Origin of the sequence: Labrenzia sp. VG12 (assembly GCF_002237595.1) — a bacterium.
Taxonomy (GTDB): domain Bacteria; phylum Pseudomonadota; class Alphaproteobacteria; order Rhizobiales; family Stappiaceae; genus Roseibium.
In genome coordinates this window covers 5,250,782-5,273,662 of sequence record NZ_CP022529.1, presented here as the reverse complement: position 1 = coordinate 5,273,662, position 22,881 = coordinate 5,250,782, and the positions used below count along the sequence as shown (strand labels likewise).

The 22,881-nt window shown below is 60.8% G+C and carries 23 protein-coding genes; 8 read left to right on the top strand and 15 right to left on the bottom strand.

Annotated features, from left to right (window positions below):
- Positions 1-53: 53 nt before the first annotated feature.
- The 5 genes from truA to def form a co-directional block, all read right to left on the bottom strand.
- Positions 54-875 (bottom strand): tRNA pseudouridine(38-40) synthase TruA, encoded by an 822-nt coding sequence (gene truA, locus CHH27_RS24350; protein ID WP_094073902.1) that lies wholly within the window; start codon positions 873-875, stop codon positions 54-56.
- The gene (locus CHH27_RS24345) at positions 875-1,411 is read right to left on the bottom strand and encodes a GNAT family N-acetyltransferase (RefSeq protein WP_094073901.1); all 537 of its coding nucleotides are present in this window, start codon (positions 1,409-1,411) and stop codon (positions 875-877) included. The genes truA and CHH27_RS24345 overlap by 1 nt, the downstream gene beginning before the upstream one ends.
- Positions 1,412-1,435: 24 nt before the next feature.
- Positions 1,436-2,374 carry a methionyl-tRNA formyltransferase gene (fmt, locus tag CHH27_RS24340; RefSeq protein WP_094073900.1) on the bottom strand — a complete coding sequence of 313 codons (939 nt, stop codon included), beginning with the start codon at positions 2,372-2,374 and terminating at the stop codon, positions 1,436-1,438.
- Positions 2,375-2,838: 464 nt separating this feature from the next.
- Positions 2,839-3,471: a MarC family protein gene (locus tag CHH27_RS24335; protein ID WP_094073899.1), complete on the bottom strand. Its 633-nt coding sequence runs from the start codon at positions 3,469-3,471 to the stop codon at positions 2,839-2,841.
- Positions 3,472-3,498: 27 nt separating this feature from the next.
- Complete coding sequence (gene def / locus CHH27_RS24330) at positions 3,499-4,017, bottom strand: peptide deformylase (protein ID WP_094074979.1); 519 nt, start codon at positions 4,015-4,017, stop codon at positions 3,499-3,501.
- Positions 4,018-4,142: 125 nt separating this feature from the next.
- On the opposite strand from def, the gene CHH27_RS24325 reads away from it, so the two are divergent.
- A complete protein-coding gene (locus CHH27_RS24325; protein ID WP_094074978.1) occupies positions 4,143-5,327 on the top strand; it encodes a DNA recombination protein RmuC in 1,185 nt (394 codons plus the stop codon).
- Between the two features lie 71 nt (positions 5,328-5,398).
- Here CHH27_RS24325 and CHH27_RS24320 read toward each other — a convergent pair whose 3' ends face one another.
- Genes CHH27_RS24320 through CHH27_RS24310 form a run of 3 tightly spaced genes read right to left on the bottom strand, consistent with a single transcriptional unit; the run spans position 5,399 to position 8,099 of the window.
- Positions 5,399-6,265: an NlpC/P60 family protein gene (locus tag CHH27_RS24320; protein ID WP_094073898.1), complete on the bottom strand. Its 867-nt coding sequence runs from the start codon at positions 6,263-6,265 to the stop codon at positions 5,399-5,401.
- Positions 6,266-6,293: 28 nt separating this feature from the next.
- Complete coding sequence (locus CHH27_RS24315) at positions 6,294-6,644, bottom strand: MarR family transcriptional regulator (RefSeq protein ID WP_094073897.1); 351 nt, start codon at positions 6,642-6,644, stop codon at positions 6,294-6,296.
- A 60-nt stretch (positions 6,645-6,704) separates the two neighbouring features.
- Positions 6,705-8,099: a M17 family metallopeptidase gene (locus CHH27_RS24310; RefSeq protein WP_094073896.1), complete on the bottom strand. Its 1,395-nt coding sequence runs from the start codon at positions 8,097-8,099 to the stop codon at positions 6,705-6,707.
- Between the two features lie 218 nt (positions 8,100-8,317).
- Between CHH27_RS24310 and CHH27_RS24305 the strand changes: the two genes are divergently transcribed.
- Positions 8,318-9,091, top strand: a complete 774-nt coding sequence (locus CHH27_RS24305) for a tetratricopeptide repeat protein (RefSeq protein ID WP_208988359.1) — start codon at positions 8,318-8,320, stop codon at positions 9,089-9,091.
- A gap of 97 nt (positions 9,092-9,188) precedes the next feature.
- Here CHH27_RS24305 and CHH27_RS24300 read toward each other — a convergent pair whose 3' ends face one another.
- The gene (locus tag CHH27_RS24300; protein ID WP_094073894.1) at positions 9,189-10,022 is read right to left on the bottom strand and encodes an amidohydrolase; all 834 of its coding nucleotides are present in this window, start codon (positions 10,020-10,022) and stop codon (positions 9,189-9,191) included.
- Between the two features lie 88 nt (positions 10,023-10,110).
- On the opposite strand from CHH27_RS24300, the gene CHH27_RS24295 reads away from it, so the two are divergent.
- A complete protein-coding gene (locus tag CHH27_RS24295) occupies positions 10,111-11,250 on the top strand; it encodes a D-mannonate oxidoreductase (RefSeq protein WP_094073893.1) in 1,140 nt (379 codons plus the stop codon).
- Positions 11,240-12,241 (top strand): aldo/keto reductase, encoded by a 1,002-nt coding sequence (locus CHH27_RS24290; protein ID WP_094073892.1) that lies wholly within the window; start codon positions 11,240-11,242, stop codon positions 12,239-12,241. Before CHH27_RS24295 ends, CHH27_RS24290 begins: the two co-directional genes overlap by 11 nt.
- Here the strand turns inward: CHH27_RS24290 and CHH27_RS24285 are convergent.
- Entirely contained in the window at positions 12,219-13,121 is a 903-nt protein-coding gene (locus CHH27_RS24285; protein WP_208988358.1) for a GntR family transcriptional regulator, read from the bottom strand. The two genes, CHH27_RS24290 and CHH27_RS24285, sit on opposite strands and share 23 nt — an antisense overlap.
- Before the next feature lie 139 nt (positions 13,122-13,260).
- On the opposite strand from CHH27_RS24285, the gene CHH27_RS24280 reads away from it, so the two are divergent.
- The 4 genes from CHH27_RS24280 (at position 13,261) to CHH27_RS24265 (ending at position 17,142) form a co-directional block, all read left to right on the top strand.
- Positions 13,261-14,283, top strand: a complete 1,023-nt coding sequence (locus CHH27_RS24280) for an ABC transporter permease (RefSeq protein WP_094073890.1) — start codon at positions 13,261-13,263, stop codon at positions 14,281-14,283.
- 45 nt (positions 14,284-14,328) lie between these two features.
- Entirely contained in the window at positions 14,329-15,270 is a 942-nt protein-coding gene (locus CHH27_RS24275) for an ABC transporter substrate-binding protein (RefSeq protein WP_094073889.1), read from the top strand.
- Positions 15,271-15,340: 70 nt separating this feature from the next.
- Positions 15,341-16,135 carry an ATP-binding cassette domain-containing protein gene (locus tag CHH27_RS24270; RefSeq protein WP_094073888.1) on the top strand — a complete coding sequence of 265 codons (795 nt, stop codon included), beginning with the start codon at positions 15,341-15,343 and terminating at the stop codon, positions 16,133-16,135.
- Between the two features lie 20 nt (positions 16,136-16,155).
- Entirely contained in the window at positions 16,156-17,142 is a 987-nt protein-coding gene (locus CHH27_RS24265; protein ID WP_094074977.1) for a zinc-binding alcohol dehydrogenase family protein, read from the top strand.
- Positions 17,143-17,283: 141 nt separating this feature from the next.
- On the opposite strand, the gene CHH27_RS24260 is transcribed toward CHH27_RS24265, so the two are convergent.
- The 5 genes from CHH27_RS24260 to CHH27_RS24240 are packed head-to-tail and all read right to left on the bottom strand — an operon-like array spanning position 17,284 to position 22,874.
- Positions 17,284-18,264, bottom strand: coding sequence for a type II secretion system F family protein (locus CHH27_RS24260; protein WP_094073887.1), 981 nt, complete (start codon positions 18,262-18,264; stop codon positions 17,284-17,286).
- 13 nt (positions 18,265-18,277) lie between these two features.
- Complete coding sequence (locus tag CHH27_RS24255) at positions 18,278-19,300, bottom strand: type II secretion system F family protein (protein ID WP_094073886.1); 1,023 nt, start codon at positions 19,298-19,300, stop codon at positions 18,278-18,280.
- A 17-nt stretch (positions 19,301-19,317) separates the two neighbouring features.
- The gene (locus tag CHH27_RS24250) at positions 19,318-20,811 is read right to left on the bottom strand and encodes a CpaF family protein (RefSeq protein WP_094073885.1); all 1,494 of its coding nucleotides are present in this window, start codon (positions 20,809-20,811) and stop codon (positions 19,318-19,320) included.
- Positions 20,812-20,841: 30 nt separating this feature from the next.
- Positions 20,842-22,149 (bottom strand): CpaE family protein, encoded by a 1,308-nt coding sequence (locus CHH27_RS24245; protein WP_094073884.1) that lies wholly within the window; start codon positions 22,147-22,149, stop codon positions 20,842-20,844.
- 8 nt (positions 22,150-22,157) lie between these two features.
- Positions 22,158-22,874 (bottom strand): CpaD family pilus assembly protein, encoded by a 717-nt coding sequence (locus tag CHH27_RS24240; RefSeq protein ID WP_094073883.1) that lies wholly within the window; start codon positions 22,872-22,874, stop codon positions 22,158-22,160.
- Positions 22,875-22,881: the final 7 nt, after the last annotated feature.

The following is a 22,881-nucleotide window of genomic DNA, read 5'->3' as shown; positions in this document are numbered from 1 at the left end:
CAACTTTATGCGTTCCGGCACGGTCTGATTTCGGCAGCGATGCCGGGCTTTGCTCAAGCTTCCCCGGCCTCTTCCGCCGGCATCGCCGCCTTGCGGGTCTGCCAGTCCTTCAGAAGTTCTATGTCCAATTCCGCAGGCCGGTAATCCACCCGTGTCAGATAAAGCCCGTCGGCCGGGGCGACCGGGCCGCAGGCCTTGCGGTCACGTGCCTGCAGTGCCTTCGTGATGTCGCCCGGGCCCCACTTGCCCTCGCCCACAAGGCGCAGCGTGCCGACCATGGAACGAACCTGGTTGTGCAGAAAGGAGCGGGAGGAACATTCGGCAATGACGAACTCGCCGTTGCGGTAGACCCGGAAGTCTTCCAGCGTCTTTTCCGGGCTTTTCGCCTGGCAGCGGGAATGGCGGAATGTCGTGAAGTCGTGATGGCCGACAAATTCCTGCGCGGCCGCATGCATGGCCTCCGCGTCAAGGTCCGTCTTCACGTGCCAGGCAAGGCCAAGCTGGTGGGTCAGCGGCGGCAGACGGTTGTGAATGCGGTAGCGGTAGGATCGGCGAATGGCTGAAAAGCGAGCATCGAAGCCTTCATGCATTTCCTCTGCGTCCAGGATCACCACCGGGTCGGGCTGGCAATGAAAATTCATCGCCCCCATGACAGTTCTGGCCGGCCAGGGTTTCGACAGGTCGATGTGACAGACCTGACCGGTAGCGTGCACACCCGTATCCGTACGGCCGGCCCCACCGATCGTGACTTCCTCGCCGGAGAAGGACTTGATGGCGCGCTCGATCACCGCCTGGACAGACGGGCCGTTGGCCTGGCGCTGCCAGCCGCAGAATGGCCGGCCGTCATATTCCACCGTCAGCTTGTAGCGGGGCATTATTCGAAATCTTCAAACGGGGTGGCAAAGGCCACTTCGATGGGCAGATCGCGCAGGCAATCCTCCGAAAGGGCCAGCGCCATGAAGGCTCCTCCGGCATAGGGGCCCTGGATCTTCTTCGCCAGTTCGGCGTCAAAGCCAAACCGCGGGAAATAGGCAGGTGGCCCCAGTACAAGAACCAGCTCCTCGCCGCATTCCTTCAGCTTTTCCAGGGAGTTGCGGGTGAGTGTCGTGCCGACCCCCTTGTGCTGCAACTCCGGCCAGACGGACACCGGTGCCAGGCAGGCAATCTGCATGGCCTGCCCGCGGCCGATCGCGGCCGGGGTCACCCGGCTATAAGCCACATGACCGACAATCCGCCCGCTCTCGTCGACCGCGACCTGCTCCAAGACCAGCGCGCCGCAATGGCGCAGCGTGTGCACCAGGCGAGCTTCCCGGTCAGAGGGAAAGGCTGCCGTGATCAGCTGCCTGACGGCATCTTCGTCTGCAGGTGCAAAATCGCGAACGGTCAGGTTCGGAACGGCGGTCACAGTCATTCTTGGTTGTCTCCTGCAGCCAGACTAGTCGAGAACCGTGCCGTCCGAAAGCGACGCGCCGCGCAGGAAGTCCGCGCCGCTCATCGGTTTCTTGCCTGCCCGCTGCACCTCAACGAGACGAACGGCACCGCCACCACAGGCGATCACCGGCACGTCCCCGGTCTCCAGCACGGTACCGGGAGCGCCCTCGCCGTCTGCCAACGCGCTGCGCAGGATCTTCACCCGTTCCCCCTTGCCGCCAAGCGGCATCTCGCACCAGGCGCCCGGAAACGGCGACAGACCGCGAATGTGATTGTGAACCTCTCCGGCCGGTTTCGACCAGTCGATGCGGGTTTCCTGCTTGGAGAGCTTCGCGGCATAGGTCACGCCCTCTTCGGCCTGGGGCTGCTCGCCGAGCGCGCCGCGCGAGAGGGCCGCCAGCGCGCGCACCATCAGGTCTCCACCCAGAGGCGCCAGGCGGTCATGCAGCTCACCGGCGGTCATGTTCTCGCTGATGGCGAGCGTTTCGGACATGCAGACAGGACCGGTGTCGAGCCCCTCTTCCATGCGCATCACCTGGACCGCCGTCTCCGTGTCACCGGCCATGATCGCCCGGTTGATCGGGGCTGCTCCGCGCCAGCGCGGCAGCATGGAGGCATGCAGGTTGAGACAGCCAAATGCGGGGGCGTCCAGAACCGGCTTCGGCAACAACAGCCCATAGGCGACCACCACGGCGACATCCGCCTCCAGGGCGGCGAAGGCAGCCTGTTCCTCTTCACCCTTCAGGCTCTTGGGCGTGAAGACCGGAATGCCGAAGGATTCAGCGGCTTCATGGACAGGCGACTTCTTCAGGTCCATGCCGCGGCCCGCCGGTCGTGGCGGCTGCGAATAACAGGCCACCACGTCATGGCCCTGGCCAACGATTTCCATCAGGGTCGGCACCGAGAAATCCGGGGTGCCCATGAAGATAACGCGTAGAGACATGTGGTTCCTGAAGGGTTCTGGAGATTTGACTCCTTATTGCGTCTCGGGCCGCCGCTTGCAAGAGAATGATGCGGTTGATTAACGAAGACGGCTCAACAAACACAAATGTCATCCTGAGTGTCTGGCCCGAAGGTGATCCAGGGCGCAGCATAGATCGTTCCTGGCACGAACTCGCCCCCTCTCGGTTGTCATCCCCGCGAAAGCGGGGACCAAGTCACCTTATGAATCCGCGCTACAAATTAGATCTGACCTCACGGGATCCTGGTTTCCCGCTTTCGCGGGAATGACAAATGTGACTGAAGCATTCGCCCTGGCCATCACTTTCGGGCCAGACTCCGAGGAGGACCTCCAGGTCCGTTTCTACGGATGGGTTTCAGATTTCAGAACACGTGGCCCATCCTTGAAGACAGCGCTCGCGCGCTTTTTCAGGATGACGGAGTGGCGTGTAAACGGCGCTGATCAGATCAGGCCAGACCGGGCAGCAGGACCTTGAGACTGCTGGTCATCATTTCCATCGCGATGGCGGCCAGGATCATGCCCATCAGGCGGCTCATCACGCTGTTGGCGGTCTCGCCGATGAAGCGCGACAGGAACGGTGCCGCAAAGAAAGTCCCGACAAGAAGCGCGATCGAGGCGGAGACACCGGCAACGTAGGCGACTTCCTGCTCAACGTTGCTGACCTGCCCGCGGAAAATGATCATGGTCGAGATCGACCCCGGCCCCAGCAGGATCGGCACCGTCAGGGGATAGATCGCAGGATTATCCTGCGATTTCATGTTTTCCTTTTCCTTTGACGAGCCATGATGGGCCTGGGCTTTCTGGCCCCGGATCAGGTCCAGCGCGATCAGAAGGATCAGGAAGCCGCCGGCCAGTCGAAAGGCATCCAGCGAGATGCCGAACACTTTCAGGATGATGTTTCCGGACAGGCCGACGATCACCGCGCCCACACTGAGACTGATCATCAGCGTGAACGCCACCTTGCGCTCAAAGGCAGGGCCCCGGTCGGCCGTCAGTGACAGGAACACCGGCAGGTTGGCAATCGGGCTCATGATGGCAAAAAGCGCGGCGAAGATCTTCAGGAACAAGGCCTGATCCATGTCGTCCGCCCTTTTGTTGTCGCCGGGTCAGAGTTTGCCGGCGAGCTTTGCCTGTTTGGTGAATTTCTTGACCACCCGGTCGCGTTTCAGTTTCGACAGGTAGTCAATGAACAGCGTACCGTTCAGATGGTCAAGTTCATGCTGCACACAGGTTGCCAGCAGGCCGTCGGCCTTGATTTCCTGTTCCGCGCCGTCCCGGTTGAGAAACTTGACGGCGACTTCCGCCGGACGCTCGACATCCTCGAAATAGTCCGGGATCGACAGGCAGCCTTCCTGGTAGACGGACAGATCCTCGCTCGACCAGACGATCTCGGGGTTGATGAACACCATCGGTTCCTTGGGCGCGTCTTCCTTGGCGACATCCAGCACGAAGATACGTTTCAGGATGCCGATCTGGCTGGCGGCCAGACCGATGCCCGGTGCGTCATACATGGTTTCCAGCATGTCGTCGGCCAGGGCGCGGATGTCGTCATTGACGGTTTCGATCGGCGCGCAGGTCTCGCGCAGCACGGGATCGGGAATGGTGATGATCGAGCGTTTTGTCATGGGCCTGACATAGATAATCACGCGGCGCCGGTCAACGCGGAAATCGGCTGCCCGGCAGGCGTTTTCAACCGGCTGTCACTTGCGCGCGGATGGGCGCCCGCCCCGAATCGTTCTATGTTTGTTTCATGAACGAGATCCTGTTTGAGTTTGGCGGCCGCCCCGTCACGGTTCTGGAGACCGCGATCGCCGGCGGTCTGTTGCTGCTGGCGCTGATTGTCTGGCTTGTGCTGAAGACCATGCGCGAGATCCGCCTGCGGGCGGAAGCCGACACGGCGTCGGCAGAACGCATTCACGAACTGGAAAGCCACCTGTCGCAGCTCCTCAAAAGCCAGGGCGAGATGACCGGCCGCATGCAGACCATGGCTGAAGTGTTCGGCTCGCGTCAGTCGGACATGATGCGCGCTGTCAACGAGCGCCTCGACGGCATGGGCCACAAGCTCAACCTTTCCATGGCCGATACCAGCAAACGCACCCAGGACGGCTTGCGTCATCTGCATGAACGGCTGGCGGTGATCGACCGGGCGCAGCGCACCATCACGGATCTGTCCGGACAGGTCGGCCAATTGCAGGAGATCCTTTCCAACAAGCAGACCCGCGGTGCCTTCGGCCAGGGCCGGATGGAGGCGATCATTCAGGACCAGATGGCGCCGAGCACCTATTCCTTCCAGGCGACCCTTTCCAACAACAGCCGCCCGGACTGTCTGATCCACATGCCGAACGGCGCCCCGTCGCTGGCCATTGATGCCAAGTTTCCGCTCGAGGCCTACAACCTGTTGCGCAATGCGGAGAGCGACGAGCAGCTGAAATATGCCCAGGCGCAGTTCCGCCGGGACTTCACCAAACACATCCAGGATATCGGTGAGAAATACCTGCTGCCCGGAGAGACGCAGGACACCGCCTTCCTGTTCGTGCCGTCGGAAAGCATCTTTGCCGAACTCAACGAAAACTTCGAAGATCTGGTGCAGAAGGCGCACCGGGCCCGGGTCGTGATCGTGTCTCCGTCGCTCTTGATGCTGTCGATCCAGGTGATCCAGTCCGTGCTGCGTGATGCGAAGATGCGCGAACAGGCGCACCTGATCCAGGCCGAGGTCGGCCATCTGATCACCGATGTCGGCCGCCTGAACGACCGGGTCGGCAAGCTGCAATCGCATTTTGCCCAGGCCAACAAGGATATCGACCAGATCCTGATTTCCACCGACAAGATCACCAAGCGCAGCCGCAAGATCGAGGACCTGGAACTCGGTGAAGTTCAGGGTTCGGTCGAAGACGGCAGCCGCGAGCCGCAACTGGCGCTGACGCCGAAGGGGTGAGGCGTTTTCGCGCTCAATCAGCCGCCTTGGCTATTCAATACTGCTTGGCAAGCTGATGAAATCGACACGCTTCATGTCAATCGTCTTGCCCTGGTGACCGCGCCCCATTCCGTCGCCGCGATGCGCTCAAGCGCCTGGTCGAGCGGTTCATAGGCAACCGTCATGGTAAAGCCATTTGCGTGCAGGAGCGTGTTCGGGCCGGTAATGACGCCGACATGCCCTTTCCAGAAGACGAGATCGCCGCGCTCCCAGGCTGACGGATCGTCATGCGGGATCTCATCGCCGGCTTCGGCTTCCTGCATGTCGCTGTCGCGCGGCACATCAATGCCCCCCGCCTGCGCCGCCAGCTGGATCAGGGCCGAACAGTCGAGCCCGAGGCTGGAGCGACCGCCCCAGAGATAAGGTGTGCCGAGGAACTCTTCGGCGACTGCCACCCAGTCACCTACGCGATCCTCGAGCGGCACCAGGTGTTTGGCGACAACGGCCGAGCCATCGCTCAGAAGCGCATATGTCAGCCCACGCGTTTCCGTCTCTCCGGTGACCGTGACCTGCGCGCCCATGGTCAGCATGCCGAGTGGCGGAAACTTGAGGTCCGCGCCGGGATAGCGGTAGGTGCGCAGGGCACGGACACGATGCGTGGCCGGCGTCACGGGGCCCAGGCCATCGGAAGACAACCAGCCGACATACCCGTCCGTATCCAGCTGGCCCCATGCCCAGCCTTCGGGCGTCTGCTCGTAGACCGTGAACCACTCACCGCGCAGCACTTCCGTGTCGATCGAGCGGTCCGGCCGCGGCTCGGGGCGCAGCGCCAGACGGTCGGCGATCACCTGCAACACCTCGCCTTCGACGAAGCGGTCCGCTTCAGCGCGTCCTTCATATTCGAGTGCAGCCAGGTCGTGACGAACAGGATGGCGGCGGCGGTCAAAGGACTGGGACATCAAAGAAGCATTCCGGAAGTGAGTGAAATCAGCGCGGCAGTTCCCTGGCCTTTTCGACCACGAGGTCTCCAAGCTGCTCCAAATAGAGCGCGCCGTCCACCGTGCGCGTGATGATCACGTTGCGCTTGTCGGCTTCGTCGCGTTTGCGCGACAGGAGCCGCATGCCACCGAGCGTGTCGAGCGCCCTTGTGATCGCCGGTTTGGTGACGTTGAGCTTGGCCGCAAGCCCCCGCACCGTATGGGGGGGCGGCTCCAGATAAACGGTGAGCAGGATGGTCAACTGACGCGCGGACAGGTCCTGTTCGCTGTCGCGAACCAGCGCCAGGTTGACTTCATGCATCAGTTTCAGCGCCTGGGAGGCGCGCAGTTCGACGGCCATTTATGATCGGGTTCCCATCCTCATCGATGGCCATCGAACCACAAAAACGTTTCGGAGCCGTTATTGTGTGCCCACGAAACGCTCCGAGATCAGGTCGAACAGGCAGCGAATGCCCTGGGCCTCACCGCCGACCGGTTTCCCGGGCTTTTCCATCGGCGTCCAGCCGAAAATGTCGAAATGAACCCAGCTCTCGGCGTTTTCGACAAAGCGGGACAGGAACAGGGCGGCCGTGACAGATCCGGCAAAACCACCGCCAACCGTGTTGATGTGGTTGATGTCGGCGATCTTGCTGTCGAGATATTTCATGTAGGGCTGCCAGAGCGGCAGGCGCCAGAGCGGGTCAGCGGCGGCTTCCGCCATGACCTCAATGTCCTCGGCCAGGGCTTCGTCATCGGTGAAGAAGGGCGGCAGGTCCGGGCCGAGCGCGACCCGCGCGGCACCGGTGAGCGTTGCCATGTCGATCACCAGCGCCGGGCTTTCCTCGTCCGCCAGGGCGAGCGCGTCGGCCAGCACCAGCCGGCCCTCGGCGTCGGTGTTGCCGATTTCGACCGTCAGGCCCTTGCGGCTCGGCAGGATGTCGCCGGGACGGAAGGCATTGCCGGCGACCGCGTTTTCAACACAGGGGATCAGCACACGCAGCCGCACCGGCAGCTTTGCCGCCATGATCATGGAGGCCAGCCCCAGGACGTTGGCTGCCCCGCCCATGTCCTTTTTCATCAGGGCCATGGAGGAACCCGGCTTCAGGTTCAGGCCGCCTGTGTCGAAGATGACGCCCTTGCCGACCAGGGTGACCTTCGGCGCGTCGTCCGCGCCCCAGTTGAAATCGGCCAGCCGTGGTGCCCGCGAACTGGCCCGGCCGACGGCATGGACCATCGGAAAGTTCTCTTCCAGCAGATCCTCGCCGATCACGATCCGGCCCGTGCCACCATGGGTCTTGAAAAGATTTGCCACCGCCTGCGAGAGCTCTTCCGGCCCCATGTCGTTTGCCGGCGTGTTGATGAGATCACGCGCCAGCCCGACGCCGTCGAGAATGATGGCGAGCCGGTTCAGATCGACATCGTCGGTCAGAGCCAGACGCCGCGTCTTGCCAGTGTTTTTCCGATAGCGGTCAAACACATAGGCGGAGAGCGCAAAACCGAGCGCCGCCTGTTCCCTGTCCGGAAACCCTTCGGCCAGATGATAGTCGCCGGCCGGCAGCTGGTTGACGATCCCGCCAAGTGCCAGCGGATGTGACAGACCACCGACTTCCACGCCAAACAACACGGCAGCTTCGGTGCCGTCCGCGCCTGGCACGACCTGAACGGTTGCCGCCTTGCCCGTGAAATCGTTGCGCGCGCTCCACGCCTGTGCGGCACTTCCCAGTCCTGCCAGAACATCTGGCAGCGTCGCTTCGGTCACGGCGATGATGGGTGTCGAAGAGGAAACATCGCTTTTGCGGACAAGACATTCGCGCACGGGGCAACTCCGTTGGAAGAGGAAACTGGAGCCCTAGACCTATGCTGCCACGCCCGGCAGCGCAATATGCCTTGCGGGCGAACACGCATTCGCAAATCGCAAGCCGGCTTAACCATCCATTAGGGTTAATTATCTATTTCTATTGGGAGAAAGCAGAGCGAGTCCTGCAGGCAGAACGCCCTCGCCCTGACCGGCTGCGGACAACAAGGATGTTGAAAATGCAAGCGCCCAGAGACCGAACCGTTTCCCGTCGCGCCAGATTCGTCTCGACTGTGATGGCCATGACGGCGATGGCCCTTGTTGCAGGCTGCGCCTCGAACAAATCGAATACCGGCACCCATTCGCCGGCGAGCGGCTACACCACGCCGGGATCGTCGCAGGCGCTCGCCCAGGTGTCCAGATGGTCCAAGGCCTATGAACGGGATCGCAAGGACAAGACCGCGATCCTGTCCTATTCCGAGGCCCTGACCCTGAACGGCCAGATGCCGCAGGCGATGGCCGTGTTGCGCGCCGGCGTGATCACCCATCCGAAAGACCGGGACATCTCTTCCGCCTATGGCAAGGTGCTGGCCATGAATGGCCGTTTTGAAGAAGCGCTCAACGTGCTTCAGCGCGTGCAGCGGCCTGACACGCCGGACTGGCGGCTGATGTCCGCGGAGGCTGCCATCTATGACCAGACCGGCAATCACGCCAAGGCGCGAAGCCTTTACAAGCAGGCTCTGAAAATCGCGCCTGACGATCCGAGCCTGTTGAACAATCTGGGCCTGTCCTATCTGCTCTCCAACGATCTGCCAGATGCCGAATATACCCTGCGCAGGGCCGCAGGCCTGCCGGGTGCCGACAGCCGCGTCCGCCAGAACCTTGCCCTGGTGCTCGGCATCCAGGGAAAATATGACGAAGCGATCCAGGTCGCCCAGGCTGAAATCGATCCGCAGCAGGCCAAGGCCAACATCGATTACCTGCGCACGATGATGGAGAAGCGGCGCGGATAAGTCGCCGCTCACTGGACCCCGTGTTTTCAAACGGAATGTCTTGGCTTCCATTTGATGCATGGGTTTGGGCTCGGCACAGAATATCCGGCTTCAGGCTTCATATCTTCAGTTTGTAGAACTGACGGGCCGTCTCTGAGAAAAGCATCCGCTTCTCATTATCGGAGAGATCTGCTGCTAGCGTTTGAGCTGTCTTGAACCAGGAGACATAATCCCCTGCCAGATCCAGCACAGGCCAGTCGCTTCCCCACATGACCCGCTCGGCACCGAAGACCGAGACAACGTGATCAAAGACCGGACGCAGCTGGTCGGCCGACCAGCCGGGTCCGTGTTCGTTGGCAAGGCCTGACAGTTTGCAGAAGACCTGCGGACAGGACGCAAGCCGGGCCATTTCCCGGCGCCAGGTGTCTCCCGGGTCCGCCCCGTTGAAAACCGGCTTGGCGCAGTGATCGATAACGATCCTGAGACCGGGGGCGGTTTCTGCAACTCGGGCAATTGCAGGAAAATGCCGCGGTGTGATCAAGGCGTCGAGGGTCAGGCCCATCTCGGCGGCGATTGCCAGGTTGGACAGAACGGCAGGTTTCAGGATCCAGTCGGTGTTCGCGATGTCCTGAAGCATAGGCCGGACGCCCTTGAAATGCGGATCGGCTGAAAGCCTGCGCAGATCGTCAACAGCCTTTTCCGCTTCCAGATCCACCCAGCCAACAACACCGGCGATCAGGGGATTGCCACTGGCCAGCTGCAGCAGGAACTCCGTCTCGGCGACCGTCGGGGCCGCCTGCACCGCAATGGTTGCGCGAACGTCACAGGCCCTGGCCAGCGGGACAAGATCCGAAGGCAGAATGTCGTGGCGGATCGCGGCAACGCTGTCATCCATCCAGCCATAGTCCCCCCGGTCGATTTTCCAGAAATGCTGATGCGCATCGACAATCATTCCGGTCTTTCCTCCCCGCACCGGCACAAACCGGTTGACGTAAAAATGTTTGTAATTATAAAAAACAAATTATTGAGTGGGAGGCACCATGTCAACAACACCGATCGTTCAGTTTGGAACCAGCCGTTTTCTTCAGGCCCATGCGGACCTTTTTGTCTCCGACGCGCTGGAACGCGGACAAGCGGCCGGGCCGATTGCCGTGGTTCAAAGCAGCGGACATTCGGCCCGCGCGCATCGGCTGCAGGCCCTCGCTGATCCAAACGGTTTTCCGGTCCGGCTCAGAGGTATCAAGGATGGCAGCCTTGTCGACACGACCCGAAACGTTCGCAGTATTGCCAGCGGTTTTTCTCTGCCGGGCGATCATGACGCGGTACGGCGGTTGATCGAGCAAGACGCAGAAATCATTGTCTCCAACACCGCGGATGCCGGCTATGCCCCCCGGGAGGCGGACAGCACGACAGAGTTTTCTGTCGCCATGTCCTACCCGGCGAAGCTGACCTGGTATCTCCACAAGCGCTTCGAAGCGGGCGGCGCGCCAATCCAGATCATGCCGTGTGAGCTCATTCCAAAGAATGGAGAGGTCCTTCGCGATCTGGTGCTAACGCTCGCGGATCGCTACCCGGCCCCGTTTCGTGACTGGCTGGGCGCGCAGGTCCTGTGGGTGAATTCCCTGGTCGACCGCATCGTGTCGGAACCGCTGGAACCCGCCGGCGCCGTCGCCGAACCCTACGCCCTCTGGGCGATCGAGAACCAGCCCGGCCTCAGGCTTCCCTGCAGCCATCCCGCCATTCAGGTCGTTGAGGACCTGGAAGCGGTTGAAACGCTCAAGCTGTTCATCCTCAATCTCGGGCACACCTATCTCGTGGCGCGCTGGCTGACGAAGCTAAAGACCATGCGCGACCGCAAACAATTCGTGCGCGACGTCATGGCGGATCCCGAGGATCTTGCCGACCTGAAGGATCTTTACCAGCGCGAAGTCGTGCCCGGGTTTGCCGCACATGGACGCCGGTCGGAGGCGGAAACCTATGTGTCGACAACGCTGGACCGGTTCAAAAATCCGTTCCTGGATCACAGGCTGGCCGATATCGCCCAAAACCACGCTGAAAAGGTCCGCAGGCGCATTTCAGCCTTCCTGAGCTGGGCCCGGAAAGCTGACGCTGCGCTGGTCATGCCGCGCCTGGACGCCTTGGCAGAGGCACACGCAACAGGAGAACGGTGTGAAGCGTAACAGGATCGGCCGGACCGATGTCGAGGTCACAGACATTTCCTTCGGCACCTCCGGCATCGGCAATCTCGGCCGGGAGGTCACCGATGCGGAGGCAATGGAAGTTCTCCACCATGCCTGGCAAGGCGGCATTCGATACTTCGACAGCGCGCCGCACTATGGCCGGGGCCTTGCCGAACAGCGGCTCGGAACATTTCTGAAGCCCCTCGCCCGCGAACAGTTCGTCGTTTCCACCAAGGTCGGACGTGTGCTCACACCGGGAAAGGACCTCGTCGAGGCCGATGGTTTCGTCCACCCGCTGCCGAACGCCGTGCATTACGACTATTCCGGCGATGGTATCGAGGCTGCGCTGGAAGGCAGTCTGGAGCGGCTGCAGACCCGGCACATCGACATCGTCTTTGTGCACGACATCGGCTGCTACACCCATGACGGCGACAACGAGGGGCACCGGACGGCCCTGCTCGATTCGGGATTGGACAGGCTGCAGAAGCTCAAGGACAAGGGCACGATCCGTGCCTATGGGCTGGGCGTCAACGAAACCGGGATCTGCCTGGACCTCCTGAGGGAAACGGAGATGGATGTCATTCTCCTGGCCGGGCGGCTGACACTGCTTGATCGGAGTGCGGAGGACCAGCTTGTTAGCGAATGCCGGGAGCGGTCCGTGAGCCTGATCCTTGGCGGGATCTTCAATTCCGGCATCCTGGCAACAGGTCCCGTTGACGGTGCCTGGTTCGACTATGCACCTGCCTCCAGCGACATCCTGCAAAAGGTGCGCGCTCTCAAGGCGCAGACAGACGCCGCCGGTGTTCCGCTGGCGTCGGCCGCGCTTCATTTTGCACGCAGCCACCCTGCAGCTGCTTCCATCCTTCTTGGAACCGCCCGCCGGTCGTCCCTTCAACGAAATCTGGAGGCGCTGGCAACACCGCTGCCGCCCGAATGCCAGACGCTGGTTCAAGCCAGCCAGGCCACTCTCAGACGTGCCGGTGAACCTTGAGCGAGGATTGAAGGGTTTCCTTTGAACGACGCAGATGCCGCTGTGCCGCGGCAATCGAGCGTTCCGGATCCCGGGCCAGCATCGCGTCGATCCACTCCAGGTGTTCGCTGATCGCCGCGGTGTTGCGTTCCTGCTCGTCCCGCTTGTCCCACATGTAGTGGTAGTGAAAAATCAGCGTGATGACCTTCTGCGCTTCCAGGACAAACCGGTTTTTGACCACACTGTTGATGGTAGTGTGGAACCGCTCGTCCAGCATGGAAAAATCGTGGAAACGGCTATCGATGTCATCCCGCAAGGCGACATGCTCCTGCCGCAGGTCTTTCAGCGTCTGCCAGATGTCATGATCGTCCGGCAATTTCAGCAACTGGCGAACCGCATTGAGCTCAAGCAGCATTCTGAAATCGGACAGCTCAACGGCAAAGTCCTGGGTGAAGCCAAGGAGCGTCCAGCCTCCCTTCTGCCGGCGCTCAACCAGGCCAAACCGGCTCAGCCCGGACAGGAACTCCTGAAGGCTGTGTGCCGGCACCCCGAATTGCCGCGACAGCTGGGCCACATTGAGCGTGGTGCCCGCAGGCACGTCAAATCTCAGGATCCATTCCAGAAACCTCTGTTCAAGTTCCTCGGTCGACACATATGTGTCGGCTGACTCCAGCCGGTGACTGTCTTCCGGGATCTGAATGAGCGTTTTGCTGCGCCCTTCCCAGCGGACGATTTTCTCGTCGTCCAACCGTTGCAACGCATTTCTGACAATCGTCCGGCTGACCTCCATTCGATCGGCCAGAGCCGTCTCAGGCGGCAGCTGGTCGCCGGGCTGCATGGCGCTGCAAAGGTCCAGCAACTTGTTATACGCGCTTCTGAATCGGTCGTCGGTTCTTGCCATGAATGCAGTTTAACCCGTCAGAATCAAAGAGCAATTTCTGTATTTTGTATAATTTAATAAAAAACAATTGACGTCAACAGCCTTCGTAATCATGATTGTTTTTAATAATTTAATTCAAAATTCTGTCACGGGAGGTGACATGACAGATCTTGACCGGAGCGGTGTGCCGGCTCACGGAGCCCTGAAAATCTCGCCTGTTTCGTTTCACAAACTGTCGGCTGTTCTGACGCTGACCGCGCTTGTTTTCGCCTTCTCCTTTGGCAATGACGCTTTCCTGACCGTCAACAATGGCCTGACCGTCCTGCTTCAGACATCCGTCATCGGCCTTCTGGGCATCGGCATGACCCTGGTCATCATAACCGGCGGCATCGACCTGAGTGTCGGATCCGTCCTGGCCCTGTCGGGTGTCGTCACGGGTCTGTCGATCAAGGCGGGCGTTCCTGTCGGACCTGCGATGGCCCTTGGTGTTTGCGCAGGCGCTGCCTGTGGAGCCTTCAACGGCTTTGTCATCACGAAGATGCGGATCACCCCCTTCGTGGCAACGCTCGGCATGATGCTGATCGCGCGTGGCCTTGCCTTGCAGCTGACCGGAGCCGCACCGATCTCCCGGCTCGGCGAGGCCTTTGGCGCCCTTGGCAACGGTTCTCTGTTTCGCATTGTCGAAGACACCGGCGGCATCTTTCCCAAGGTGGTCTTTCCCGGCATTCCCTACCCGGTGATCCTGCTGGCGCTTGTCGCACTGGCGGCCGCCTATCTTCTCAATCGGCGGCAGACAGGCCGCCACATCTACGCCACCGGCTCCAACGAAGAGGCCGCCAGGCTGTCAGGTGTCCTGGTCGACCGTACCAAGATCTTCGCCTACACGCTCTCCGGCGCCCTGGCCGGTCTGGCAGGCAATGTGCTGATGTCGCGCCTTGTCACCGTACAGCCGAACGAAGGCGTCATGTACGAACTCGACGCGATCGCCGCGGCCGTGATCGGCGGCGCGTCCCTGATGGGCGGTGTCGGCAACATCTCCGGCACCATGATCGGCGCGTTCATTATCGGTGTTCTGCGCAATGGCCTGAACATGGCCGGTGTTTCCGCCTTCATCCAGCAAATCGTGATCGGCTTCATCGTCATTCTCGCGGTCTTCGTCGATCAGATCCGAAACCGGCGCTGACGCGCCTTGTCATCCACCAGCGCATCTTCAAACGGAGGAGAAAACATGAAGAAGCTGATTACGACCGCAATTATGGTAAGCGCGCTTGCGCTGTCCGGTGTGGCGGCTCAGGCAGGTGAAATTGCCGTCATCGTGAAGACGACCAACTCGAACTTCTGGCAGAACGTCAACAAGGGCGCGTCAGCTGCAATCGAGGGCGCTGACGGCCATACCATGACCTTTAACGGCCCGGCTTCTGAATCCGCCGTCGCCGATCAGGTCAGTCTCGTTGAAAACGCGGTCAACCGCGGCGTCAAGGGAATCGTGCTTGCCCCATCCGACCCGGAAGCCCTGGTTCCAGCCGTCAAGAAGGCCTATGAGGCCCAGATCCCCGTCGTCATCATCGACAGCGGTCTGGCTGAAAACGGCAAGGACTACTTCCAGGCCTTCCTCTCGACCGACAATTGTGCCGCCGGCGAACTGGTCGCCGACAAGATGATTTCGGAAGTCGGCACCAAAGGCAAAGTCGCCGTCATGTCCTATGTCGCCGGGGTCGGTTCGGAAATCGGTCGCGTCGGCTGTTTCGTCAAGCGCATCAACGACAAGTCCAGCATCGAGATCGTTGGCCCCTACTACTCCCAGTCTCAGATGGCGACGGCCCTGAACCAGACGACCGACGTCCTTGCTGCAAATGATGATCTTGTCGGCATTTTCGGTGCAAATGAGCCCACAGCCATCGGCATGGCGCGCGCCATCGTGCAGGCGGGCAAGGCCGGCAGCGTTACGGCGCTCGGCTTTGACGGCAACAAGGATCTTCAGGATTTCGTCAGCGACGGAACGCTTGCCGGGACTGCCGTTCAAGGCTCGTTCCAGATGGGCGAACTTGGGGTCCAGGCAATCCTGCAGCTCTTGAACGGCGAGGAAGTTCCGAGCTTCATCGACACGGGTGTCGTCCTGGCCACCAAGGACAATATCGACGATCCGGCCGTTCAAAACGTTCTCTACTGAGCCAACAAGGCCGGAAACCTTCCAACCTCGGGTTTCCGGCTCCCTTTCAGATTTCGATCAGGACCGTTTCATGACACCGCATACGCAGTCTGCTCTCTTTCCCCTTGTGCAGATGACAGGTATCGAAAAACACTTTGGTGGCATCCGCGCCGTCAACAATGTCTCACTGGACCTGTTTCCAGGCGAAGTCGTCGGCGTGCTTGGTCACAATGGTGCGGGCAAGTCCTGCCTGATGCGGATATTGTCCGGTGCGATGGCGCCTAACCAGGGCACCATCAAGGTCAACGGACAGGCAGCGGAGATCCGGTCTCCCCAGATTGCCAGAGAATTCGGCATCGAGACCATTTACCAGACGCTGGCCCTGGCGGATCATCTCAATACACCGGCAAATCTCTTCCTCGGGCGGGAACTCAAGACCCGGTTCGGCAATCTGGACGATGCACGCATGATGTCGGAAGCCGCTCGTGTGCTGAGACGGCTGAACCCGAATTTCAAGAATTTTTCCGATCCGGTCAGCAGTCTCTCCGGCGGTCAGCGCCAGGTCATTGCCATTGCCCGCGCGATCTATTTCGAGGCGAAGATCCTGATCATGGACGAACCGACCGCCGCGCTTGGGCCATCTGAAACGGCCCTGGTCGGCGAATTGATCCAGCAGCTGCGGGCGGAGGGAATTGGCATTCTCCTGGTGAGCCACGACATGCACGATGTCTTTGAGTTGTGCGACCGCGTCGTCGTGATGAACAAGGGCCGTGTCGTCGGCGCGCACGCCATTGACGAGGTCACGAAAGACGACGTGCTCAGTCTCATCATCAAGGAAGAGCTGCCCGCCGACTGGTCCGCCAGGAACCTGGAGGCCATGGCATGATGGACGCAAGAACGGATGTCATGAATTGCCTGGTCTGTGTCGAACCCGGAAATATGGCCCTGGAACTCCGCCCGCGGCCCGTTCAAGCCCCGGAAGGCTGGGTTCTGGTCGACATTGCGGCGATCGGACTATGTGGCACGGACTATCACATTTTCGAGGGCAAACATCCCTTTCTGGACTATCCGCGCGTGATTGGTCACGAGCTGTCCGGCCACATTGCGGAAGGTCCGGACGCCGGCAAACTGGTGGTCATCAATCCCTATGTCTCGTGTGGCAGCTGCAGGGCCTGCCGGCGCGGCAAACCCAATTGCTGCAGCCGGATCCAGGTGCTCGGCGTTCATCGGGACGGCGGCATGTGTTCACGTCTGGCTGTCCCGGCCGAAAACCTCTATCCCGCGGACGGCCTGACGGCGGAGCAGGCTGCCATGGTCGAATTCCTGGCCATTGGCGCGCATGCCGTTGCCCGCTCCGGCGTGGGCAGGGACGACCTCGTGCTTGTCACCGGCGCAGGGCCGATCGGTCTCGGCACGGCTCTTTTTGCCCGGCTGGCGGGCGCCGAGGTGCATCTGCTGGATGTCAGCCAGTCCCGCCTCGAGCTGGCACGAGAGCTTTTCGGCTTCGACCTCGGGCACCGTCCGGGCGAGGATCTGCTTCAGGGCCACCTGAGGGAAGGGTTCGATGCGGTTTTCGATGCGACGGGAAACGCAAAGGCAATCGAAGCCGGCTTTCCGTATCTGGCTCATGGCGGCAGCGCCGTTCTTGTGAGTGTCGTCAAGGATGACATCACCTTCAACGATTCAGAGTTTCACAAGAGAGAGGCGCGGATCATCGGATCGCGCAATGCGCTGAAAGCGGATTTTTACCGAGTGATGGAAGCCATGCGTTCAGGTCAGATCCTGACCGGTGCAATTGCCTCGAAAAAACTGAGCCTTGCCGAGTTGCCGGACCGCTTTCCTGACCTTGCCAGGGATCGCGGGCACCTTGTGAAGGTGCTCGTGGCACCCTGATCGGTACCACTATGGGCAATGTTGGCTTTTGCGCCCGGTCATAGGATGCAACAGACATGGCGCTGCACTTTCCCCGGTTCATGCAAAAAACGCCGGGCATGGCACCCGGCGTTCTTGCATTTGTCTGGCGAAGAACAGGCGCTAACTGCCAAATTGTTCAAAGACCTGCATGACGGCCGGGCTCATGATGATGAAGAACAGAACCGGCAGGAAAAACAGGATCATCGGCACGGTCAGCTTTGGCGGCAGGGAAGCCGCCTTCTGTTCGGCAAGCTGCATGCGCATCTCGCGCGTATCGTCGGCCATGGTGCGGATGGCGGTCCCGACGGGGGTACCGTAGCGCTCGGCCTGGATGAGCGCCATCATCACGTTCTTCACGCCGTCCACGCCCGTCCGCTTGGCCAGGTTCTCATAGGCCACGCGTCTTTCGCTCAGATAGGAGAGCTCCGCCGTCGTCAACGACAGTTCTTCGGCCAGTTCGACGGACTGAACCCCGATTTCCTCGGCAACGCGCTGGAACGCGCCCTCGATCGACATGCCCGATTCCACACAGATCAGCATCAGGTCGAGGGCGTCCGGCCAGGCCCGCTGGATCGTTATCTTGCGCTTGTCGATCTTGTTCTTCAGATAGATATTCGGCAGAAACGCGCCAACACCCGCAATGGCAAGACAGAAGCAGACCTTTGACAGCGCCGGGATCGTCGCCGGCAGGATCAGGAACGCATAGGCGATCGCAAAAACGAAGATGACACCCGGCAGGGCAATTCTGGCCGTGAGGAAATAGTAAAGCGGAGCCGACCCTCGATAGCCGGCCATGCGCAGGCGCTCGACAGTCGTTTCATCCGAGAGCATTTCCTTCAGGTTGAGCCTGTCGACGAAGCTTTTCATCTTCGCCTTGGGCTGGTTGCGCACCGAGGCACGTGCATCGGCCTGGCCAGCCTGAAGGCGCGCCCGCTCCTTGGCCCGCAGCTTGTCCCGCTCAAGAGCCACGGTCTTCATCCGCGATTTCAACGTATCGCGGGACAAGAGCGGCAACACCAGCGAGAAAATGGTGCCTGTGACCGCCACCATGGCCAGAACGGCCGCCAGGAACTGGCTCGATACGATGGTCTCGAGATCCATGACGTGAGCCTCCCTAGAAATCGAAGTTGATCATCTGGCGCATCACCATGACACCCACGAACATCCACAGCAGACAGCCTGCAATGATGATGTTGCCGGTGGTCGTGACAAACAGCGTCATGATGTAATCCGGCGCAATCAGGAACATGATACCGCCAACTGCAAAGGGCATGGCACCGATGATCCCGGCGGAGGATTTTGCCTCCGCGCTGAGCGCCTTGATCTTCCGCTTCATGGCCTTGCGCCCGCGCAGAACCTTCGACAGGTTACCGAGCGCCTCCGCGAGACCACCACCGGCCTTTTGCTGAATGGACACCACAATTGCAAAGAAATTGGCCTCTGGCACCGGTACGCGATCAGGCAGGCGCGCAACGGCTTCGGCCAGGGAGATGCCCATCACCTGGGTCTCGGTGATCTTGCGGAACTCCGTTGCGACCGGCTCGCGCGCTTCACGGGCAACAACCTTGATACAGTCGCCCAGCGGCAGACCGGCTTTCACACCACGCACGATGATGTCAACGCCGTTCGGCAGCTCGTCAAGAAAGGCGTTGAAGCGGCGCTTGCGTTTGCTGGCGACATACCAGCGCGGAAAACCCACGCTGCCGGCAAAGGCCAGGGCAAGGGCAATCAGCAAGTTTCCGCTGCCGAGGATGAAGCCGATCACCAGAAAGATCAGGCCGCAAATGACACTGAAGATGATGAAGTGCTTCATCTCCCATTCCAGGCCGGCCTGTTCCATCTTGGTCTTGAGCGAAATTTTCTGCTGCTTGTCATGCTTGGCCCGCTGACGCTCCTCGAAGTCCTTCAGCTGGTCCTGGATCGACTTCTTGCGTCTGTCGACATCCCGAAGCGCCTTGCGCTGTTTCTCAGATTGCGGGCGCGCGGCAACCGCCTCCATGCGCTGATCCCGGCGCTTGGTTCCCGACAGGGTCGGCGCAAAGATGCTGAAAATGACGCCGCCAACGGCCAGCATGACCAGAAGGGCCACGGCAATACCGGTTATTTCGGGTGTCAGAAACTCTTCCAATCCGGACATGAGACTCAATCCGTTCCTTAATCGGGCACTTCGGCGGCATCGAGCGCCTGCGCCAGGCGCGATTCCTCGCCGAAATACCGTGCACGTTCCCAGAATTTCGGACGTCCGATGCCGGTGGACCGGTGACGACCGATGATGTTGCCATTCGGGTCCTCGCCGACGATGTCGTAGAGGAAAATGTCCTGTGTGGTGATGATGTCGCCTTCCATGCCCATCACTTCCGTAATATGCGTGATGCGGCGAGACCCGTCGCGCAGACGGGCGGCCTGCACCACGACATCGATGGAGGAGACGATCATCTCGCGCAGCGTGCGCGATGGCAGCGAGAAGCCGCCCATCGTGATCATCGATTCAAGGCGGGACAGGGCCTCGCGCGGCGAGTTGGCGTGCAGCGTGCCCATGGAGCCATCGTGACCGGTGTTCATGGCCTGCAGCAGATCGAACGCTTCGGGTCCGCGCACCTCGCCCACGATAATGCGTTCCGGGCGCATACGCAGACAGTTCTTGACCAGGTCGCGCATGGTGATTTCACCCTCGCCTTCCAGGTTGGGTGGCCGGGTTTCAAGCCGCACCACGTGAGGCTGCTGCAGCTGGAGTTCGGCACTGTCTTCGCAGGTGATGATGCGTTCGGTGTTTTCGATATAGGCCGTCAGACAGTTCAGGAGCGTCGTCTTGCCGGAACCGGTACCGCCGGAAATCAGGACGTTACAGCGAGAGCGGCCGATGATCTGCAGGATCGTCGCACCGTCCGGCGTAATGGAGTTGAATTTCGTCAGCTGATCGAGGGTCAGCTTGTCGCGTTTGAACTTACGAATGGTGAGGGCCGGCCCATCGATCGCCAATGGCGGCGCGATCACGTTGACACGAGACCCATCCGGAAGGCGGGCGTCACAGATCGGGCTTGAATCGTCGACCCGCCGGCCAACCTGACTCACGATGCGCTGACAGATATTCATCAGCTGCGCATTGTCCCGGAAGGTAACGCCGGTCTGCTCAACCTTGCCCGAGGTCTCGATATAGACCGTGTGGGCACCGTTCACCATGATGTCCGCGATGTCATCCCGCGCCAGCAGCGGCTCCAGCGGACCATAGCCCAGCACGTCGTTGCAGATGTCTTCCAGCAGGTCTTCCTGCTCGGAAATCGACATGACAACGTTTTTCAGGGCGATGATGTCATTCACGACATCGCGGATTTCGTCCCTGGCATCTTCGGCATCAAGACGTGCAAGCTGCGACAGGTCGATTGCCTCGACCAGCGCATTGAAGATCTGAGCCTTGGTCTCGTAATAATCACTGCCCTTCTTGCGCGGCGACGAGGCGCCGGGTGCCGGCTCAGGTGCCGGAGGCGGTGATGTCGCGGGTTGCGCGGGCTCGGTCTGGATCGGTTGTGGAGCAGGCGGCTCGGGCGCCGGGGCCGGCGCCGACGGCGCAGGCATGTCCTTCAGCCCGGGAACGCCTCCCGGCCGGATGGTCTGGGGACCAGACGATGAACTGCCACGTCTTCCAAACATAACGACTTATCTGCTCCGCTGTAGGACCGGTCAGCCGGTCTTCCGCTTAAATTTCGAGAACAATCCGCCAAGACCGGGCCGCGCCGACCTGGTCGGCTGGGCTTTTCCGGACACGGACTGCGCCAGATCTTCGAACATGCGCGCAATGGCGTGCTTGTTGTCGACCTCACCGATCATCTGACCGTTGTTGGCAGCCGTCCCAAACAGCTGCGGCTCAAAGGGAATGGCTGCCTGAACGGTCAGGCCAAGGGCGCTGGCAAACTCGTCGGGTTTGATTTCCGGCCGCTTCGGCACGTTCACCTTGTTCATCACCAGGTGAGGCGGCCGATCGTTCGGGCGCAACTGCTTGAGCATATCGACCGTGTTCTTCGCGTTGCGCAAATTGGCCAGGTCCGGCTCGGCAACCATCACGATCTCGTCCACGCTCAGGAGCGTCTGCTTGACCCAGGCGTTCCAGGCATGCGGCACGTCAAGGACCACTTGCGGAACACTGGCGCGCATCGTTTCGATCAGCTGCTCAAACGACTTCTCACCCTGGTCATAGGTCCGCTCCAGGGTCGCCGGGGCCGCCAGGAGACTGAGGTGTTCGTTGCATTTGGACAGGATCCGGTCGAGATAGGTCTCGTCCAGGCGTTCAGGCGCAGAAATGGCCTCAAAAACACCCTGCAGGGGGTCCTGGTTGTAGTCCAGTCCTGCCGTGCCAAAAGCAAGGTCCATATCGGCGACGACAACTTCGGCCTGGAAACTCCGCGCAAGGGACCAGGCGCCGTTATGGGCGACTGTCGACGCACCGCAACCGCCCTTGACCCCGAAGAATGCGATCGTGCGACCGAGCGGCTCGGCGTCCGGATCAGCATAGAGCTCACCGATCGCGCCGATCAGCTGGAACACGCTGACGGGTGTGACCAGGTATTCGCTGACCCCGCGCGATATCAGGTCGCGGTAGAGGGTCACGTCGTTCACGTCGCCAATAACGATCACCTTTGTGCCGGCATCGCAGTATTCGGCGAGATGATCGAGGCTGGAGACAAGATCCTCGCGATTTCCGGAGGTCTCCACCACGATCAGGTTCGGGGTTGGCGCCTGTTCGAAGGTCTCGATCGCGGACGGTATGCCGCCCATGTCGAGCTTCAGGTGCGCCTTGGCCATACGCCGGTCTTCCATGGCAGCTTCCGCCGTGCGCATGGTGCCGTCCGTCTGGCAGAAAGCATGTATGGTGATGCGCGGAACGGCTCCAATATGCATGCCTTCGTCGCTGCCGCCATAAGACTGATGGGACAGCTCGGATATGGGGTCCATGTAACCGGACATATTTTTCAAGTCTGGATTGGCACTCATATTATCACCTAGTCTTCTGCGATCTCGGCTCCGACACCTTCATTGTAGTCGGAGGCTGTCACGTCGCCCTTCCGGTAGTTCTCCAGAACCACGGCACGGCGTCCCTGGTCGGCAGGCGTCGACGCCCGCGGTGTCAGCAGGTCGGACGGATTGACGACCATGGCAGCCAGGTTCGCCTGAGTGGCGCAGCCGTAGTTTTCGTAGTCCTCATTCCGGTTGAAATGCCCACCGATGTTCTGTGGCCAGGCACCGCACTCGCCGGCGGTTGCCTTCATCTTCGGATAGGACAGCCTTATAGGTGCATCTGCCGATGCATCCTGAACCGCGTAGGTGCGCGTGCTGATCCGTGACCTGGAAACACCGCCCTGCTGCAGGGCCTTGCGGATCTGTGGCGTCACCGCGTGCACCGCAGCTTCGTTGGCTCCACCCGACGGCACCAGGATCTCGACTGCCCCATTTCCATGCTGCCGGCTGTCGACACCAAAGGAGCTGATGGTTCCGACGATCGGTCCGCTGAGCCGTCGCGTATTCCGACCAAGCGGCAGATCCAGTGTCTCCGGCGCTTCGGTCACCACGATCGGATGCCTTAGCTGATAGTCATTGGAAGCAAGCAGTGCTGCGGGCTGCTGGGTCTGACTTTGGCACCCCATCACAGCAAGGCATCCGGTGAGGACAAGTGCGGTTCTGGGAGCGATCGCGATCCGGATCATTTTTTTCGTCTTCATCCGTCCG